This window comes from Thalassospira permensis NBRC 106175 (assembly GCF_000714555.1).
In the GTDB taxonomy this organism is placed as follows: Bacteria; Pseudomonadota; Alphaproteobacteria; order Rhodospirillales; family Thalassospiraceae; genus Thalassospira; species Thalassospira xiamenensis.
On the sequence record NZ_AUNC01000010.1, the window covers coordinates 36,385 to 50,757 of the forward strand.

Genomic DNA, 14,373 nt, shown 5'->3' on the forward strand with positions numbered 1-14,373 from the left:
AGATTAAGGTCGGTTTTATCAATGTGCCATCTTAATGTGTCATCTGGCCAGTGGCCCGAAGGATGCCCGTGGAACCTGAAAGGGCATCGCCATTGCCAAGATTGATGCCAAGGAACCGGTGGCGATCAAAATGTCCGGGCATCAGAAGCCCGTTGGCAGGGGCCGCATGGAAGCCGAAGCGCGCGTAATAATCCGGGTCGCCGACCAGCAGAACTGACTGGTGCCCGGCTGACTGTGCAGCATTGAGCGCCGCATACATCAAACCCGCACCAACGCCCGAGCCGTTATAGGCCTTTTCAACCGCAAGCGGCCCCAGCAACAGCGAAGATCCGCTGTCACCGGCTTTGACATTCCACAACCGGACAGTTCCGATCATGTGTTTGCCATCAAAGGCGACAAACGCCAGACCGTCAGCCGGAAGGCGGCCACGACGCAGCAATTCAGACGATTTCTGAAAGCGCGCCGGACCCATGACGCGATCAAGCAGCTTTTCACGTTCAACGTGCGAAAGGCTGTTTTCGCGATCAATCACGATCATTGATGCGATCCCTAGATCACATAGGCGGTCAGCGGTGCGAAACCGTTGAACGCCACCGAGGCATAAGTGGTGGTATAAGCACCGGTTGCTTCGATCAGAACCTCGTCACCGATTGTCAGTGCAACCGGCAGGTCGTAGGGTTTCTTTTCGTAGAGTACGTCGGCCGAATCACAGGTCGGACCTGCAAGAACGCACGGTGCAACATCGCCGCCGTCATGGATCGTGGTGATCGGATAACGGATTGCCTCGTCCATGGTTTCGGCAAGGCCGCCGAATTTACCGATATCAAGGTAAACCCAACGCACATCGTCATCGGCATGTTTGCGCGAAATCAGAACGACTTCAGCTTTGATCACGCCTGCATCGCCAACCATGCCACGGCCCGGTTCGATGATGGTTTCGGGCATGTGATTGCCGAAATGGTTGTGAAGCGCGTCGATGATTGCAGCACCGTATGCTTCGGTTGCCGGAACGTCGCGCAGATAACGGGTCGGGAAACCGCCGCCCATATTGACCATGCGAAGGACGATGCCCTTTTCGGCCAGGGTGCGGAAAATCGAAGAGGCTTCTGCAAGGGCGATGTTCCAAGCATCAAGATTGCACTGCTGCGATCCGACATGGAAGGAAACGCCATAGGCGTCCAGACCCATGTGATGGGCATGTTCGAGTACTTCAAGCGCCATGCTCGGCGCGCAACCGAATTTGCGCGACAGCGGCCATTCGGCACCTTCGCCGTCGGTCAGGATACGGCAGAACACACGCGAAGCTGGCGCAACACGGGCAATCTTTTCGACTTCTTCCACGCAATCAACGGCGAACAGACGAACACCCATTTCGTAGGCACGCGCAATGTCGCGTTCTTTCTTGATGGTGTTGCCAAACGAAATACGCTCTGGGCTCGCACCTGCGGCCATCGCCATTTCGATTTCGGGCACGGATGCAGTGTCGAAGTTGCTACCTAGATCGGCAAGCAGGCTGAGAACTTCCGGTGCCGGGTTTGCCTTGACCGCATAGAAAATGCGGGAATCCGGCAGGGCACGGGTGAAGGTTTCGTAGTTACGCTGAACCACGTCAAGGTCGACGACCAGGCACGGACCTTCCGGTCGGTTCTGGGCGAGAAAATCGATAATACGCTGCGTTGCCATTGGGGCGTTCTCCCATTCCACGATATGGCAGCTTGCGGTACCTGATGCGTTTAGGCGCGGTGGAGGCGCAGTAACGCGGACTACCGACAGGCTGATAAGCTCCGGTGCCTACCGGAACTTGCGAAACTTTTTGCCTCGCTATGGATGGGAGTTTCCCGTCCGCACGTAGGGCAATGATGGTGTGCCTCTTCAGTGTCGGTGGTATTTGGACAACCACCTGAGACCAAAAAAGCCCTACACCGTCGTTGCTTTAAGTAAGTCCTACAGGGTTCCATAAGCAGGACCACCACAGGCACGTGCGACTTTGGGCAAGTCGCGATGTACGCCTGTTAAACTCCACGTGCAAGTGAAATTTTATGGCGTTTTGTCATGGAACAACCGCAGAAACGTCGAACAAAGCATGTTGCTTCGCACAAAATGGCGCGAAAGGCCGGTTTTGGGATTGGCAAGAAGGTGATTTATCGGATTTCAACATGGGGCATTGCAATTTGTGCATATCCCGCAGCCTGCCCGAGATGTGATTGACCGCGTCCGATTACCAGAGTAGCGGTAAATAACAGGCGGCTATTGCGCGCCGAATTTAAACAGGATGACACGGATTGGACTGGCTGGTTGTTGCCGTATTTGGCGGAGTCTACATCGGCATGGCGCTGGGGCGTTGGCCGGGGCTTGCGATCAATCGCACGGGGATTGCGCTGATCGGGGCGCTGGTGCTTTTGTTAAGCGGCGCGGTTGATGGGGATGCGGCACTCGCATCGGTCGATTTCGCGACACTTTCGGTTTTGCTGACCCTGATGGTGTTGTCATCGCAATATGCCGCCAGCGGTTTCTTTGACTGGATCGGTAGCCGGATCACCCATCTTGATTTGACTCCGCGCGGGCTTCTGGCCGGGGTGATTGCAATTTGTGGCGGCCTGTCGGCGGTGATGACCAACGATGTTGTCGTCTGGGCGGTGACGCCGATCCTGATACAGGGGGTGATGGCACGCAGGCTTGATCCGCGTCCTTATGTGATTGCGGTGGCGTGTGCGGCCAATGCCGGATCGGCCGCGACATTGATCGGCAATCCGCAGAACCTGATGATTGCCGAATTCGGGCAGCTTGATTTTACCGCCTTCCTTTTGGCGTGCGGAGTGCCCGCCCTGATCGGGCTTTTAATTGTCTATGGCGTGATTGGCTTTGGGCCGATGACACGGGCCGCGTTTGATCCGGTGCCAAACGGCTCGGCGCTGGACGAAGGCACTGCGATCATCCTTGACCGGCTGATGCTGATCAAGGCGGTGGCGGCGACCCTTGCGGTAATTGCGATTTTTATCTTTGTCGAGGACCGCGCCCTTTGGTCACTGCTGATTGTGGCCGTGCTGTTGCTCAGCCGAAGGCTTGGCACTGATCAGGTGCTGGGCAGAGTCGACTGGCATTTGCTGGCCCTGTTTTGCGGGCTGTTCATCGTTACCGGGGCAATGGCCGGGGATGATGCTATTGCCGCGTTTTTCCGTGATGCTTTGTCCGGGCTTCGGATTGATAATCCGGCGGTGCTGGCAACCCTTTCGCTTGCGGGCAGTAACACGATTGGCAATGTGCCGTTGGTCATGATGTTGCTGTCGCTTGGCCCGGACTGGACGCCGGAGCTGTTGCATGGGCTTGCGGTTTTCAGCACATTGTCGGGCAACTTTTTAATTGTCGGTTCGGTTGCCAATATCATTGCGGTCGAACAGGCCCGTGCCGCCGGTATTACCATCGGCTTTGGCGATTATGCCCGCATCGGCATCCCGGTTACCCTGATCAGTCTTGCGTTTGCGTGGGGCTGGATCATGCTATTTGTTTGAATGGATTTATCATGACCAAGATTAAAATCACCGCTGGCCCTTTTACCTTTGACGGGGGGCTTGAAATCGACAAGGCGCCGCAAACCTGCAAGGCGTTCATGGATCGCATGCCGTTTGAAAGCAAAGCCGTCCATGTCCGATGGAGCGGCGAGGGCGTGTGGATGCCGCTTGGCGATTATCAGTTTGGTGTCGGTTACGAAAACCATACCAGTTTTCCGGCTCCGGGCCAGATCATCCTCTATCTCGGCGGGATCAGCGAAACCGAAATCCTGCTGGCCTATGGCGGTGTGCATTTTGCATCCAAGGTCGGCCAGCTTGCGGGCAACCATTTCATCACGGTCATCAGCAATTTTGAGGACCTTGAGAAGCTCGGCAAGATGACGCTTTGGGAAGGTGCTCAGCCGATCCGGTTTGAAATCGTGTGACCGAAGCTTAATCACTTGTGTAGGGTGGTCTTAAATGGAGCCTAAGCATAAACCCAAGCTCTTGGATTGTGATCCATCTAGCCAACCTGCTCAGTTTCCTACGCATAGACATCCTCCTGAACTTTGGGAACAGTTAGGTCGTGTGATTGCTTCATTCGGGTTTTTGGAAGAAAGACTTGGACATGCTATTTCCGCCATAACAGGAGCAAAGAAAGCTCCTGAAGAGCAAGCTGAAGAAGCGCTAGATAAATGGGAATTGACGTTAGCGAAGGCTTTGTATGATCCTTTAGGGAAACTAATCGTTGATTTTGAAAATGCAGTGCGTGCTCATCAAAATGTTCGGATTTTGATGATTGATGAGTTAATCGACGAGCTGAAGAAAGTTGCTGCCTACAGAAATCCACTATGCCACGGGTCTTGGAGAGCGCCGGATAGTAGAGGGCAGTCTGAAGTGTTTTATGTGGATCGAAAGCTGAGGAGATTTGAGACCGCAATTGATGTTGCACTTCTCACGGAGCTACAAAGCCACATAGCTCACCTTGCTTGTCACGTATTTAATTCTGTGATCACACTGGGGTGTGAACCTCTGGATGGCAAAACATCCGAAGAGACTTAATGATAGTGTGAAGCCGCACACTCGCTTATATGACCTGACTGATCTAGAAACCTTCTTATCTTTGGGGCAGTCGGGCGAGTGCGGACGTGTTCGAGACAATAAATCTTTGGATTCAGGATCATCAGCAACTGGTCTATACGCTGATCTTTACCTATTGCGTCAGCAAGGCCAGCATCCTGCCGGTTTTTGTCGGCATCTTTGTCGTCTCCGAAAGCCTTCTGATCGGTCCATCCATGGCTGCGATGATTTCCGGCGCATTTGTCGGAGACATGGTGCGCTTTTGGCTGGGCCGGAAATATGGCGATGCGATTGTCAGAAAACTTCCTGACTCGTTTTCAAAGTGGCTGGGCAAAACCATGCGCCTGTTCGAGCATTATGGTGTCGCCTATATCATGCTGTGTCGCTATCCCAACACCGTCCGCTCGATCAGTGTGTTTCCGGTCGGCATGAGTTCCATGTCATTCATGCGGTTCCTGCCTCTGAGCATCATCTCGATTCTGATCTGGATCGGAGCGTTCTTTGCGCTTGGATACGTCTTGGGCGAGGGGATGTCGGAACTTTTGGAACGCAATCTGACGCTGCTCAGTCCGATCCTGCTTGTTATGTTTCTTGCCTTGGGCTGGCTGGGCTTGCGCCGGATCGAAAAGCTGGAGCAACAGGCCGAAAAGGCCATCAGGTAGCCAAAAGAAAAACGGCAGCCTGATCAGACTGCCGTTTCTGTCTTCGGGCTTGGCGCGAGCTTATTCAGCCGCAATCGTTTTGCCGTCTTTTTCGAGCATCTCGCCCTGTTTGCGTTTGGCAAGAATTTCACGCGCCTTGGCGTAACTTTCATCGTGCCAGAAGATCAGGCAGCCATTACAGCCACGGCCGCAGCATCCCTTGGTGCCGACGCGCGGTGTTCTGAAAGAGCGTTCTTTCTGGCGGTCATCAAGGGCAGTCTGAAGCGCTTCGCGCTTGGCGTCATAGCGTTCTTCATTGCCTTTGCCCATTTCGATCTTGTGGCCTTCCTGATCAAGTTTCAGGCGTTGCCATTCGTCTTCGGACAGGGCCTTTTCCTTGCGCACGATGGTCATCGGCAGGATTTCGCGCTTCAGGAATTCCGGGTCTTCCTGTTCAAACAGGGAGAACGGCAGGCGGATGCGCGGATGGGTATTGGCATGCACCGCTTCGCCGACCTTACCGGTGGCAGCATCAATGAATTCATACATGCGGATGAAAATGGTCTGGCGCGAGCGCGGCGGGACGATTTCGATCACATCGCCGGGCAGCATGCGGTTTTTGACCGACATGATGAAGGCGTCGTCTTCGACTTCTTCGATCATTCCGGCAAACTCCCAATCGGACACATTGGTATTGCTGTCATAGCCATGTGCATAATTGGTCAGGCGGCCATCGTGGAATGCCAACGTATAGCCACGGTTCGGGATGGTCGCCAGTTCCTTCATATATTCTTCGGCTGACCAGTTTTCCGGGTCCTTGTACCAGTCATCAATCGCCATGCGATAGGCGCGCGCAACGAGGCCAGCGTAATAGGGGCTTTTGCCGCGGCCTTCGACCTTGAGGCTATCGACACCGATTTTCAGGTAATCTTCGAGCTTCGGCATGATGCAAAGATCGCGCGAATTCAGGATATAAGAACCACGTTCGTCTTCCTGAATTTCCATCAGTTCGCCCGGACGCATGTCTTCTTCAAGGAAGAAGTCAAACATTTCGAGGTTTTCTTCGGTCAGTTTGAGTTCCTTGACCGTGCCGTCCTTGAGCTTCATGTGGACTTTGTATTTCCAGCGGCACGAATTGGCGCAGGCACCCTGATTTGCACCGCGTTCGGCCATGAAGTTCGACAACAGGCAACGCCCGGAATAGGTCATGCACATCGAGCCATGCACGAAGGCCTCGATCTTGATGTCCTGGCATTTGGCGCGGATTTCGGTCAGTTCTTCGTAGGAAACCTCGCGGCCCAGAACGACCAGTTTGGCACCGATGCTTTGCCAGAATTTGACCGATTGCCAAGAACAGACATTGGCCTGTGTCGAAACATGCAGGTCAAGTTCCGGGGCATGTTCACGGACAAACATGAAAACACCGGGATCGGCAACGATCAGCCCGTCGGGGCGGACCTTGCGCACGGTGTCGACATATTCCGGCAGCTTGTCGATATCCTTGTTGTGCGAGAACAGGTTCAGCGTCAGGTAAACGCGAACGCCATGTTCATGGGCGAAGTCGATCCCTTCGACCACATCATCAAGCGACATCTGGCTTTTGACCCGAAGTGAGAGGTCCGGCGTGCCCATGTAAACCGCGTCAGCCCCATAAAGGACGGCGACTTTCAGTTTTTCGAGCGAGCCAGCGGGCATCAGCAATTCGGAACGGCGCGATTGATTACTCATCACTTGCGGGTCTTTTCTATTTTGTCGTCTGCGGGAAATCTTGTGCTGCGGCTTCTATCACAGCCTGCTGCCTGTGCCGATTAAAATCGCATATTTGCGCTATGTTGCATAGGAGCATTGCTGCGCAACAGCCATGTCCTTGCATTACGCAGTGTTGCTGTCACTCTCTATCAGACGACGGTGATGCAGACCCCTGCCTGTTCAAAGGCATCATTGATGTGGGGTGGTGGGATCATGTCGGTAACGAAATCACTGAAATCCGTGGTTTCGGCAATTCGCATGAAGGGATGAGCTTGGAATTTCGATTGATCCGCAATCAGGATGCTGTGCCGTGACGAGCGGATCGCTGCATTCTTGATCGCGACCTTTTGCCTGTCATGATCGAGCGGAGTGCCATTTTTGTCAAAGCCCGAACACCCGATCACGCAGTAATCAAAGGCAAAGCGTCGAATGGCTGCGGGGGCGTCGTTGCTGACCAAGGATCCGTCGCTGCCATATATCAGGCCACCGATAACGTGAATCTCCTGATGCGATTGCGCCGAGGCGATTGAAGCGCACAGCAAGCTGTTGGTCACCAGTCGCAGGTTACGATGTTTACCAAGGGCACGAGCAAGGGCTTCGACCGTGGTGCCGACATCAAGAAATACAGATGCCCCGTTCGGGATCATGCGTGCTGCGCGCTCTCCGATACGTTGTTTGGCTTCTGGCGAAAGGCGGTTTTTCTGTTCATGCCCCAGACGGACCATGCTGTTGGGTAGGCCTGCGCCGCCATGAAAACGTTGCAAAAATCCCTGTTTGCTGAGGTCGATGACATCGCGACGAATGGTTTGTGTCGACACGTCAAAAATGTCGGCCAAAGCTTCAAGAGTTGCAAATCCCTGATCACGGATGATGTGAAGGATTTCATTTTGTCTGGGGCTCAGATCGACTGGAATATCGTGCGTCGTCGGCGATGTCATTCTTCTGCCTTGTAATCTTTTCTGGTTTCGAATTGTAAATTAGTTTACATAACGGGCCAGTTTATTGCGATGGAAAAAGGATATTGCAACATGCAATTGCATATTGATACGGGAAACTCTGTCCTGCGCTGTGCGGGCAAAGTATTTGATCCTTGGGCACTTTGCTGGGAAGCTCAGGACGATGAGGTCGCCGGTTCGGTTGTGATATCCGAGGTGAACTTACAGGCGGTTACCCCACAAGAGGCTGTGCGTTGGTTGTTTCAGAATCAAAAAGTGCGCCAGGTTCCGGTTGCGGTCATTGGCGCAAAGATTGCTAGTGACGCTGAGTGCGCGGATGCCGAAGCGCTTGGGAAGGGGTTGGCTGAAATTGGCTATACCCTGCTGACTGGCGGGCGCACTGGTGTTATGGAAGCCGCGTCACGCGGGGCTTATGAAGCGGGGGGCATGGTCCTTGGTCTGTTGCCCGGTGATGAGTTCGAGACGGCAAATCCATATGTCACAATCCCGTTGGCAACCGGTATTGGTCCGACGCGTAATTCCGTTATTGCAAGGTCCGCACGGCTTTTGATTGCTGTGGGCGGTGGATATGGCACGATCACGGAAATGGCTTATGGACTGCATTATGATCGTCCTGTTTTCGCTCTTCCCAGTGCGCCGGTTGTGCCCGGCGTCGTGCGTTGCGAGGATGTCGATAGTGTTTTGTCAAAGATCGCCAGTGCATTTTTGGGGCTGGGTGTGAATTGACAGTCGCGGCGATTTTTGTGTTCACAAATGTCATTAAACTTACATTTGTGTAAATTTTCAGACTCGCATAGCTTGGCCCTCGGACGATGTTCGGTGGGCCATTTTTTTGGCCGCGATATCGTTTCCCTTCTAGTCTTGCCACTCTGGAATTTTTTTTATGGGTCTGGTGACTTTTTTATATTGTTTGTATCTGGTGACACCGATTCTTCTGTTGGTGGTAGGGTCATTTGGCACGAGCTGGACCAACAGCCTGCTGCCCAGCGGTATGACATTCGATTGGTACCTTGAGGTCGCCGGGGATTCCAGTTTTCAGCGAGCCTTTCTGACCAGTTTGCAGGTCGTTGTTGCTACATGTGTTATCAACGTTCTGCTTGGGGTGCCGTTTGCTTACGCTGTGTTTTCGGCAGCTAACCGTGGCATTCGACTGGCCGCGCGTATTTTCACCCTATTGCCCGTTGCCGTACCTGAGCTTGTCTTGGGCTTTGGATTTATTATCGTATTTTCAAGCAATTATACCCCTTGGCTCGGTACGACCTGGCTTCTGGTCTGTGCGCATGTGGTGTTGACGCTGCCATATCTGGTGGGAACCCTCCTTGGGGATATGGATCGGCTTGGTATTGCTGGAATGGAAAGGGTTGCCGAAACGCTTGGTGCAGGTTTCTGGCAGCGTTTTCGCGATATCGTTATTCCCTCACTCCGCTACAGCCTCTTGTCCGGTCTGATGATGGTTACAGCGATTTCCATTGGTGAATTCCAGATTTCCAACCTTGTGGCGGGCTTTCTTTCGCGAACCTATCCGGTTGTCCTGTTGCAGGCATTTTATGGTGCGACCGGGTTGGCTTGTGCGGCCACGGTGGTTTTGATCTTTCTTGCCTTGATGGCGGCATGTGCCAGTGCTGCCGGGGCGCATTTCTCACATTTTCGTCAAAAGGCACGCCCATGACCATCCGTTTTGAAAATGTCACCTATCGTTATGCGGATGGCAAAGGCGGTCTTACTGATATCAATTTTGATGTCAAAACCGGAGAACTGCTGGCGGTGATCGGTCCCTCCGGTTCCGGGAAGAGTACTCTTTTGAAGCTTCTCGCCGGATTTATGGACCCGCAGCAGGGACGCATCGAGATCAGCGGTCGGGATATGAAAGGTGTTGCTGCACGGCATCGTGATCTTGGCATTGTGTTTCAATCCTACGCCCTGTTCCCGCATATGACGGTGCTTGAAAACATAGCCTACCCGCTTCAGCTTCGCCGTGTTGCACGCGATGAACGAATTGAGCGCGCACGCAAAGCCTTGCAGGAGGTCGGTCTGGCTCATGCCGTTGATCGCATGCCCGCGACCCTTTCTGGAGGGCAGCAGCAGCGTGTTGCGCTTGCACGTGCGCTTGTCTATCAGCCAAAGGCGCTTTTGCTTGATGAACCGTTGTCAGCGCTTGATGCTTCTTTGCGTGGCGAGATGCGTGATCTGATTACCCATATCCAGCGCACGGCCAACATCGCCGCGATCCTTGTTACCCACGATCAGGAAGAAGCCTTGTCCATGGCAGACAGGGTCGCCGTCATTCATGAAGGCAGTTTGCTTCAGCTTGCCGCGCCGCGTGATCTTTACGACAATCCAGTTGATAAAACAGTCGCCGCCTTTGTCGGCAAGGCCAATCTGTGGCCGGGCAAAGTGCTGTGCCCCAACCGGGTGTTGACCGAGCTTGGCGAAGTCGTCTGTAACGCAGAGGATTGGCAAGTCGGCGCATCCGTGACGCTGCTTGTTCGCCCCGAAGCCGTTATGCCGGTGATCAGTGAGCCCTCCGCCGCAGAGGGTGGGACGCATCATAGCGTAAATTATTTCCAAGGTGATCTTGTTCAGGACAGGTTCCTTGGCGCAGTACGTCGATACGACATTGCCCTTGGAGACCAGATCATAACTGGTGAAACAGGATATCGTGGCACTGTTGCGGGTGTCTCGATTGCTCCGGACCAGGTTCGGATTCTTCGCTCTTAGTCCATTCCGATATCCCCCCCCCCTCAAGGAGACATTCGATGAATTTCAAGTTCAAGGCGGCGCTGGTTGCTGCTCTATCTCTTGCGCCGTTTACCGCCAGCGCCTTTGACGGGCCTGAGCTTTATGATGGTGAACAGGCCCTTTATGAAAAAGCGCAGGAAGAAGGTCTTATTGTATCATTTGATACCGGGCCGACCTGGGCAAACTGGTCATCACAATTCAAGAATTTCAAGGCCCGCTATCCGGGGGTTGAAATGGTCTATAACGATCTAGGCTCGGCTGCGACTGTTGTTGCGCTGGACAAGTCGCGCAATCGTCCGCAAGCCGATACTGCCTATTACTTTGCCGGTTCTGCACTTGATGCGGTAGCCAAGGATGTTGTTGCGCCGTTTGAGCCTGTCAATTTTGACAAGCTGCCGGATGAACTTCGTGAGAAAGACGGAAAATGGTTTACCGTTCACAAGCTCAATATTGCATTTCTGGTAAACAAAAAGCTGGTCAAAGAAACCCCGGAAAGCTGGGCTGATCTTCTGAAATCCGGATACAAGAATTCGATTGTCTATCTTGATCCGCGCTCGACTGGTCAGGGGCAGGTTGTTGTTTTTGGTGCGGCATTTGGCAACGGCGGCGATATGGATAACATTCAGCCGGGTATCGATTACCTTGCGCGTCTGCATGACAGCGGCAATGTCCTGCGCACCGTCGGGACGACGCCCTATGCGCAGTTCCTCAAAGGCGAAATTCCGATCTGGATTGGGTATGAAAATGATGGCTTGAAAGCGAAATACAAGGACGGCATGGGGGATGACATAGATGTCGTCATCCCGAAAGAAGCATCGGCGGCTGCGCCTTATGCGATCAGCATGGTAAAAAACGGTCCGAACCCTTCGTCTGCAAAGCTTTGGCTCAACTACATCATGACAGATGAGGGCCAGGCCACCTTTGCCGAAGGATATGTCCGTCCGTCGGTTCCGGGTGTCAAGCTGTCTCCAGAAGTGGCTGATAAAATGCCCGACGCCCCTCAGATTCGCCCGATTGATATCGTCAAGGCGACTGCGCTGAAGGCGGATATTGATACCGGTTGGTCCAAGGCCGTTCTTGGTGATTGACTGAGTTTTTAACGCAATAAAAAGACCTGAAAAGCGGAGAATGAAGATAATGGTTGGACGTCACAAGAGCACGTTGCTCTGGCTTGCATTACCGGCAACGGTGTTTCTCGGTGCGTTCTTCATTTTGCCGCTGGTTTTCGTTGTTGCTGACTCGCTCTCGGATGGTGGCTCTGCCTATGGCAGGGTCGCCTCCGATCCCGTTTTCTGGGCCGGGTTGCGTGGCAGTCTGGTGATCGGATTGGCCGCACCGCTCTTTTCTTTGATCGTGGGCTATTTCGTCTCTTTGCATCTGTCGCAAAAATCAGAACGGTTTCGCTCAGCTTTGATGTTTCTGATCTCGCTGCCGCTGACGTTTTCCGGGCTGATTATTGCTTATGGATTTATTCTGACCTTTGGCAGGGCGGGATTTGTTACAATGCTTTTGGCGGAAGTCGGGGCTGAGCCTTCTGTTGTTGGCGGATTTATTTTCTCGCCAATCGGCTTGGGATTTGCCTACTCATACTATCTGATACCGCGGGTAGTGATGATCTTGTTGCCACCACTTATAAATTTTGACCGAAGCCAGATCCAGGCTGCAAAGACTATGGGGGCGTCGGGTTTTCGGGCGCATGTTGATGTTTTGGTGCCCCAACTTGTACCGGGTTTTGTCTCGGCATTCTGTCTTACATCGGCGGTGGCGTTTGGTGCGTACGGTACGGCGTTAGCTCTGGTTGGGACACAAGTAAATATCCTGCCTCTGGTGCTCTACTCCAAAATTGCGGAAACGGGCAGTGATTTGCCTGCTGCATCGGCGATTTCAGTTGTTTTGATGTCGATTTGTGTACTGGTGATTTCGGTCGCGGAAACGGTCACTACAGAAAGGAAGCCTGCGCGCATGGATGCATAGCAAGGCGCGATTTTAATGTCTCACACATCTTGCAATCCTGTGTTGAATTTTAATCTTGACCAAATGATCAGGATTGGACATGCTGTATGGGTCAGAGAGAGGCATCTGTACGCGCTATCAACCGGGAATAACCCGAAATTCAAAAAAGGCGCGACAGATCGAATACTGGGAAACAGTCCGGCAATAAGCCGGACGGATACGCCAAGAATGTCATTGACTGAAGACCCAGAGTTGGTCGGGCCCGCCCGTCCGCATACGCCATAAATCCATCCGGAGCTTTTTTAGGCTTCCAAGGGCGGCTGGTTTTTTGAGAATGCCATTCTTGTTTTGTCTCTCGCTGACGCCAGGAGAGGACGCCTTTTTGGCAGGGAGACAAAACATGACCATCTTGCAGGGCAAGCAAGTTTCGAAATCAGGTGCTATCCACGGCTCGGGACATATCGGCCATAATGATCCCGATGACGGATTTTCCGATCTGCATCCGGCCTATTCCACCTTGCAGGCCATGGCCGAAAGCAATCGCTGCCTGTATTGCTATGACGCGCCATGCGTTACGGCATGCCCGACATCAATCGATATTCCGGGCTTCATCCGCAAAATCAGCACCGGCAACCCTGATGGGGCAGCCAAAACCATCCTGTCGGCCAATATCATGGGGGGCACCTGTGCGCGCGCCTGTCCGACAGAAGTGCTGTGCGAACAAGCCTGTGTGCGCAATGTGTCCGAAGATGTCGCGGTTGAAATCGGCAGTCTGCAGCGTTTTGCGGTTGATCACCTGATGGCGCGCGATGAATTGCCCCATCCGTTCAAACGGGCCCCCCTGACCGGTAAACAGATTGCGGTGGTCGGTGCCGGTCCGGCGGGGCTTTCATGCGCGCATCGCGCGGCGATGCTTGGCCATGATGTGACGGTGTTTGAGGCCAAGGCAAAGCCGGGCGGGCTTAATGAATATGGTCTTGCGGCGTACAAAATGACCAATGATTTCGCCCAGCGCGAGGTTGAATTCCTTTTGGGCATTGGCGGCATCCGGATCGAGTATGGCAAGGCGCTTGGCCGTGACATCAGTCTTGGGGCTTTGCGTGACGGATATGATGCGGTGTTTGTTGGGGTCGGGCTTGGCGCGACCAACGAACTTGGCCTGCCGGGAGAGGCATTTGATGGTGTCGATGACGCGATTGCCTTTATCGAGCAACTTCGCCAGACCGAACCGAAATCCGACATGCCGGTTGGCAATAATGTGATCGTGATCGGCGGTGGCAACACTGCAGTTGATGCCGCGATCCAGGCCAAACGCCTTGGCGCGGACGAAGTCACATTGGTCTATCGTCGCGGGGCTGAACATATGTCGGCCACAGAATATGAACAGGAACTGGCCAAGATCAATGGCGTTGTCGTGCGCCACTGGGCCAAGCCGGTCGCGATCAAGGCCAATGGCAAGTTGATCGGCATGGAGTTCGAGAAAACGGAACTTCATGACGGCAAGCTTGTCGGCACCGGTGAGAAATTTGAAATTCGCGCCGACCAGATCCTGAAGGCCATCGGGCAGAAAATCAAAACAGATGATCTTGCCGGAATGGAGATCGCCGGTGGCAAGATCGTGGTCGATGAAAATTACCAGACAACCGCATCTGGCATCTTTGCTGGTGGGGATTGCATCAAAAGTGGCGAGGACCTGACAGTTCAGTCGGTCGAAGACGGCAAGCAGGCCGCGATTGCCATCGACGCGTTCCTTAAAACCGCATAAGC

General features: G+C 53.6%; 14 protein-coding genes. 10 read left to right on the forward strand and 4 right to left on the reverse strand.

The window, feature by feature from the left end; all coding sequences use genetic code 11:
- Window positions 1-31 precede the first annotated feature (31 nt).
- Both SMB34_RS06470 and SMB34_RS06475 read right to left on the reverse strand, forming a co-directional pair.
- Window positions 32-538: a GNAT family N-acetyltransferase gene (locus SMB34_RS06470; RefSeq protein ID WP_007091560.1), complete on the reverse strand. Its 507-nt coding sequence runs from the start codon at window positions 536-538 to the stop codon at window positions 32-34.
- Between the two features lie 11 nt (window positions 539-549).
- Window positions 550-1,683, reverse strand: a complete 1,134-nt coding sequence (locus SMB34_RS06475; RefSeq protein WP_007091559.1) for a type III PLP-dependent enzyme — start codon at window positions 1,681-1,683, stop codon at window positions 550-552.
- A gap of 599 nt (window positions 1,684-2,282) precedes the next feature.
- On the opposite strand from SMB34_RS06475, the gene SMB34_RS06480 reads away from it, so the two are divergent.
- The 4 genes from SMB34_RS06480 to SMB34_RS06495 all read left to right on the forward strand — a co-directional run bounded on the left by SMB34_RS06480 (window position 2,283) and on the right by SMB34_RS06495 (window position 5,230).
- Window positions 2,283-3,509 (forward strand): ArsB/NhaD family transporter, encoded by a 1,227-nt coding sequence (locus tag SMB34_RS06480; RefSeq protein WP_007091558.1) that lies wholly within the window; start codon window positions 2,283-2,285, stop codon window positions 3,507-3,509.
- Between the two features lie 11 nt (window positions 3,510-3,520).
- Window positions 3,521-3,934 carry a DUF3830 family protein gene (locus SMB34_RS06485; protein WP_037988706.1) on the forward strand — a complete coding sequence of 138 codons (414 nt, stop codon included), beginning with the start codon at window positions 3,521-3,523 and terminating at the stop codon, window positions 3,932-3,934.
- Window positions 3,935-3,968: 34 nt separating this feature from the next.
- Window positions 3,969-4,550, forward strand: a complete 582-nt coding sequence (locus SMB34_RS06490; protein ID WP_007091556.1) for a hypothetical protein — start codon at window positions 3,969-3,971, stop codon at window positions 4,548-4,550.
- 86 nt (window positions 4,551-4,636) lie between these two features.
- Window positions 4,637-5,230 (forward strand): DedA family protein, encoded by a 594-nt coding sequence (locus SMB34_RS06495; protein ID WP_037988622.1) that lies wholly within the window; start codon window positions 4,637-4,639, stop codon window positions 5,228-5,230.
- Between the two features lie 60 nt (window positions 5,231-5,290).
- Here SMB34_RS06495 and SMB34_RS06500 read toward each other — a convergent pair whose 3' ends face one another.
- Window positions 5,291-6,937 (reverse strand): U32 family peptidase, encoded by a 1,647-nt coding sequence (locus SMB34_RS06500; protein ID WP_037988625.1) that lies wholly within the window; start codon window positions 6,935-6,937, stop codon window positions 5,291-5,293.
- Between the two features lie 170 nt (window positions 6,938-7,107).
- On the reverse strand, window positions 7,108-7,896 hold the full coding sequence (locus SMB34_RS06505; protein ID WP_037988628.1) for a DeoR/GlpR family DNA-binding transcription regulator: 789 nt from the start codon (window positions 7,894-7,896) through the stop codon (window positions 7,108-7,110).
- A 90-nt stretch (window positions 7,897-7,986) separates the two neighbouring features.
- On the opposite strand from SMB34_RS06505, the gene SMB34_RS06510 reads away from it, so the two are divergent.
- From SMB34_RS06510 to SMB34_RS06535, 6 genes are all read left to right on the forward strand, one after another.
- On the forward strand, window positions 7,987-8,640 hold the full coding sequence (locus SMB34_RS06510) for a TIGR00725 family protein (protein ID WP_037988710.1): 654 nt from the start codon (window positions 7,987-7,989) through the stop codon (window positions 8,638-8,640).
- Between the two features lie 157 nt (window positions 8,641-8,797).
- Window positions 8,798-9,583 (forward strand): ABC transporter permease, encoded by a 786-nt coding sequence (locus SMB34_RS06515; RefSeq protein WP_037988631.1) that lies wholly within the window; start codon window positions 8,798-8,800, stop codon window positions 9,581-9,583.
- Window positions 9,580-10,632 carry an ABC transporter ATP-binding protein gene (locus SMB34_RS06520; RefSeq protein ID WP_037988634.1) on the forward strand — a complete coding sequence of 351 codons (1,053 nt, stop codon included), beginning with the start codon at window positions 9,580-9,582 and terminating at the stop codon, window positions 10,630-10,632. The genes SMB34_RS06515 and SMB34_RS06520 overlap by 4 nt, the downstream gene beginning before the upstream one ends.
- A gap of 38 nt (window positions 10,633-10,670) precedes the next feature.
- A complete protein-coding gene (locus SMB34_RS06525) occupies window positions 10,671-11,741 on the forward strand; it encodes an extracellular solute-binding protein (RefSeq protein ID WP_037988636.1) in 1,071 nt (356 codons plus the stop codon).
- A 49-nt stretch (window positions 11,742-11,790) separates the two neighbouring features.
- Window positions 11,791-12,627: an ABC transporter permease gene (locus SMB34_RS06530; protein WP_037988713.1), complete on the forward strand. Its 837-nt coding sequence runs from the start codon at window positions 11,791-11,793 to the stop codon at window positions 12,625-12,627.
- Window positions 12,628-13,006: 379 nt separating this feature from the next.
- The gene (locus tag SMB34_RS06535; RefSeq protein WP_037988639.1) at window positions 13,007-14,371 is read left to right on the forward strand and encodes an NAD(P)-dependent oxidoreductase; all 1,365 of its coding nucleotides are present in this window, start codon (window positions 13,007-13,009) and stop codon (window positions 14,369-14,371) included.
- Window positions 14,372-14,373 lie beyond the last annotated feature (2 nt).

Coding starts and splice junctions, on each gene's coding strand:
- SMB34_RS06470 (WP_007091560.1), bottom strand. CDS start 538: ATGATCGTGATTGATCGCGAAAACAGCCTTTCGCACGTTGAACGTGAA.
- SMB34_RS06475 (WP_007091559.1), bottom strand. CDS start 1,683: ATGGCAACGCAGCGTATTATCGATTTTCTCGCCCAGAACCGACCGGAA.
- SMB34_RS06485 (WP_037988706.1), top strand. CDS start 3,521: ATGACCAAGATTAAAATCACCGCTGGCCCTTTTACCTTTGACGGGGGG.
- SMB34_RS06490 (WP_007091556.1), top strand. CDS start 3,969: ATGGAGCCTAAGCATAAACCCAAGCTCTTGGATTGTGATCCATCTAGC.
- SMB34_RS06500 (WP_037988625.1), bottom strand. CDS start 6,937: ATGAGTAATCAATCGCGCCGTTCCGAATTGCTGATGCCCGCTGGCTCG.
- SMB34_RS06505 (WP_037988628.1), bottom strand. CDS start 7,896: ATGACATCGCCGACGACGCACGATATTCCAGTCGATCTGAGCCCCAGA.
- SMB34_RS06510 (WP_037988710.1), top strand. CDS start 7,987: ATGCAATTGCATATTGATACGGGAAACTCTGTCCTGCGCTGTGCGGGC.
- SMB34_RS06515 (WP_037988631.1), top strand. CDS start 8,798: ATGGGTCTGGTGACTTTTTTATATTGTTTGTATCTGGTGACACCGATT.
- SMB34_RS06520 (WP_037988634.1), top strand. CDS start 9,580: ATGACCATCCGTTTTGAAAATGTCACCTATCGTTATGCGGATGGCAAA.
- SMB34_RS06525 (WP_037988636.1), top strand. CDS start 10,671: ATGAATTTCAAGTTCAAGGCGGCGCTGGTTGCTGCTCTATCTCTTGCG.
- SMB34_RS06530 (WP_037988713.1), top strand. CDS start 11,791: ATGGTTGGACGTCACAAGAGCACGTTGCTCTGGCTTGCATTACCGGCA.
- SMB34_RS06535 (WP_037988639.1), top strand. CDS start 13,007: ATGACCATCTTGCAGGGCAAGCAAGTTTCGAAATCAGGTGCTATCCAC.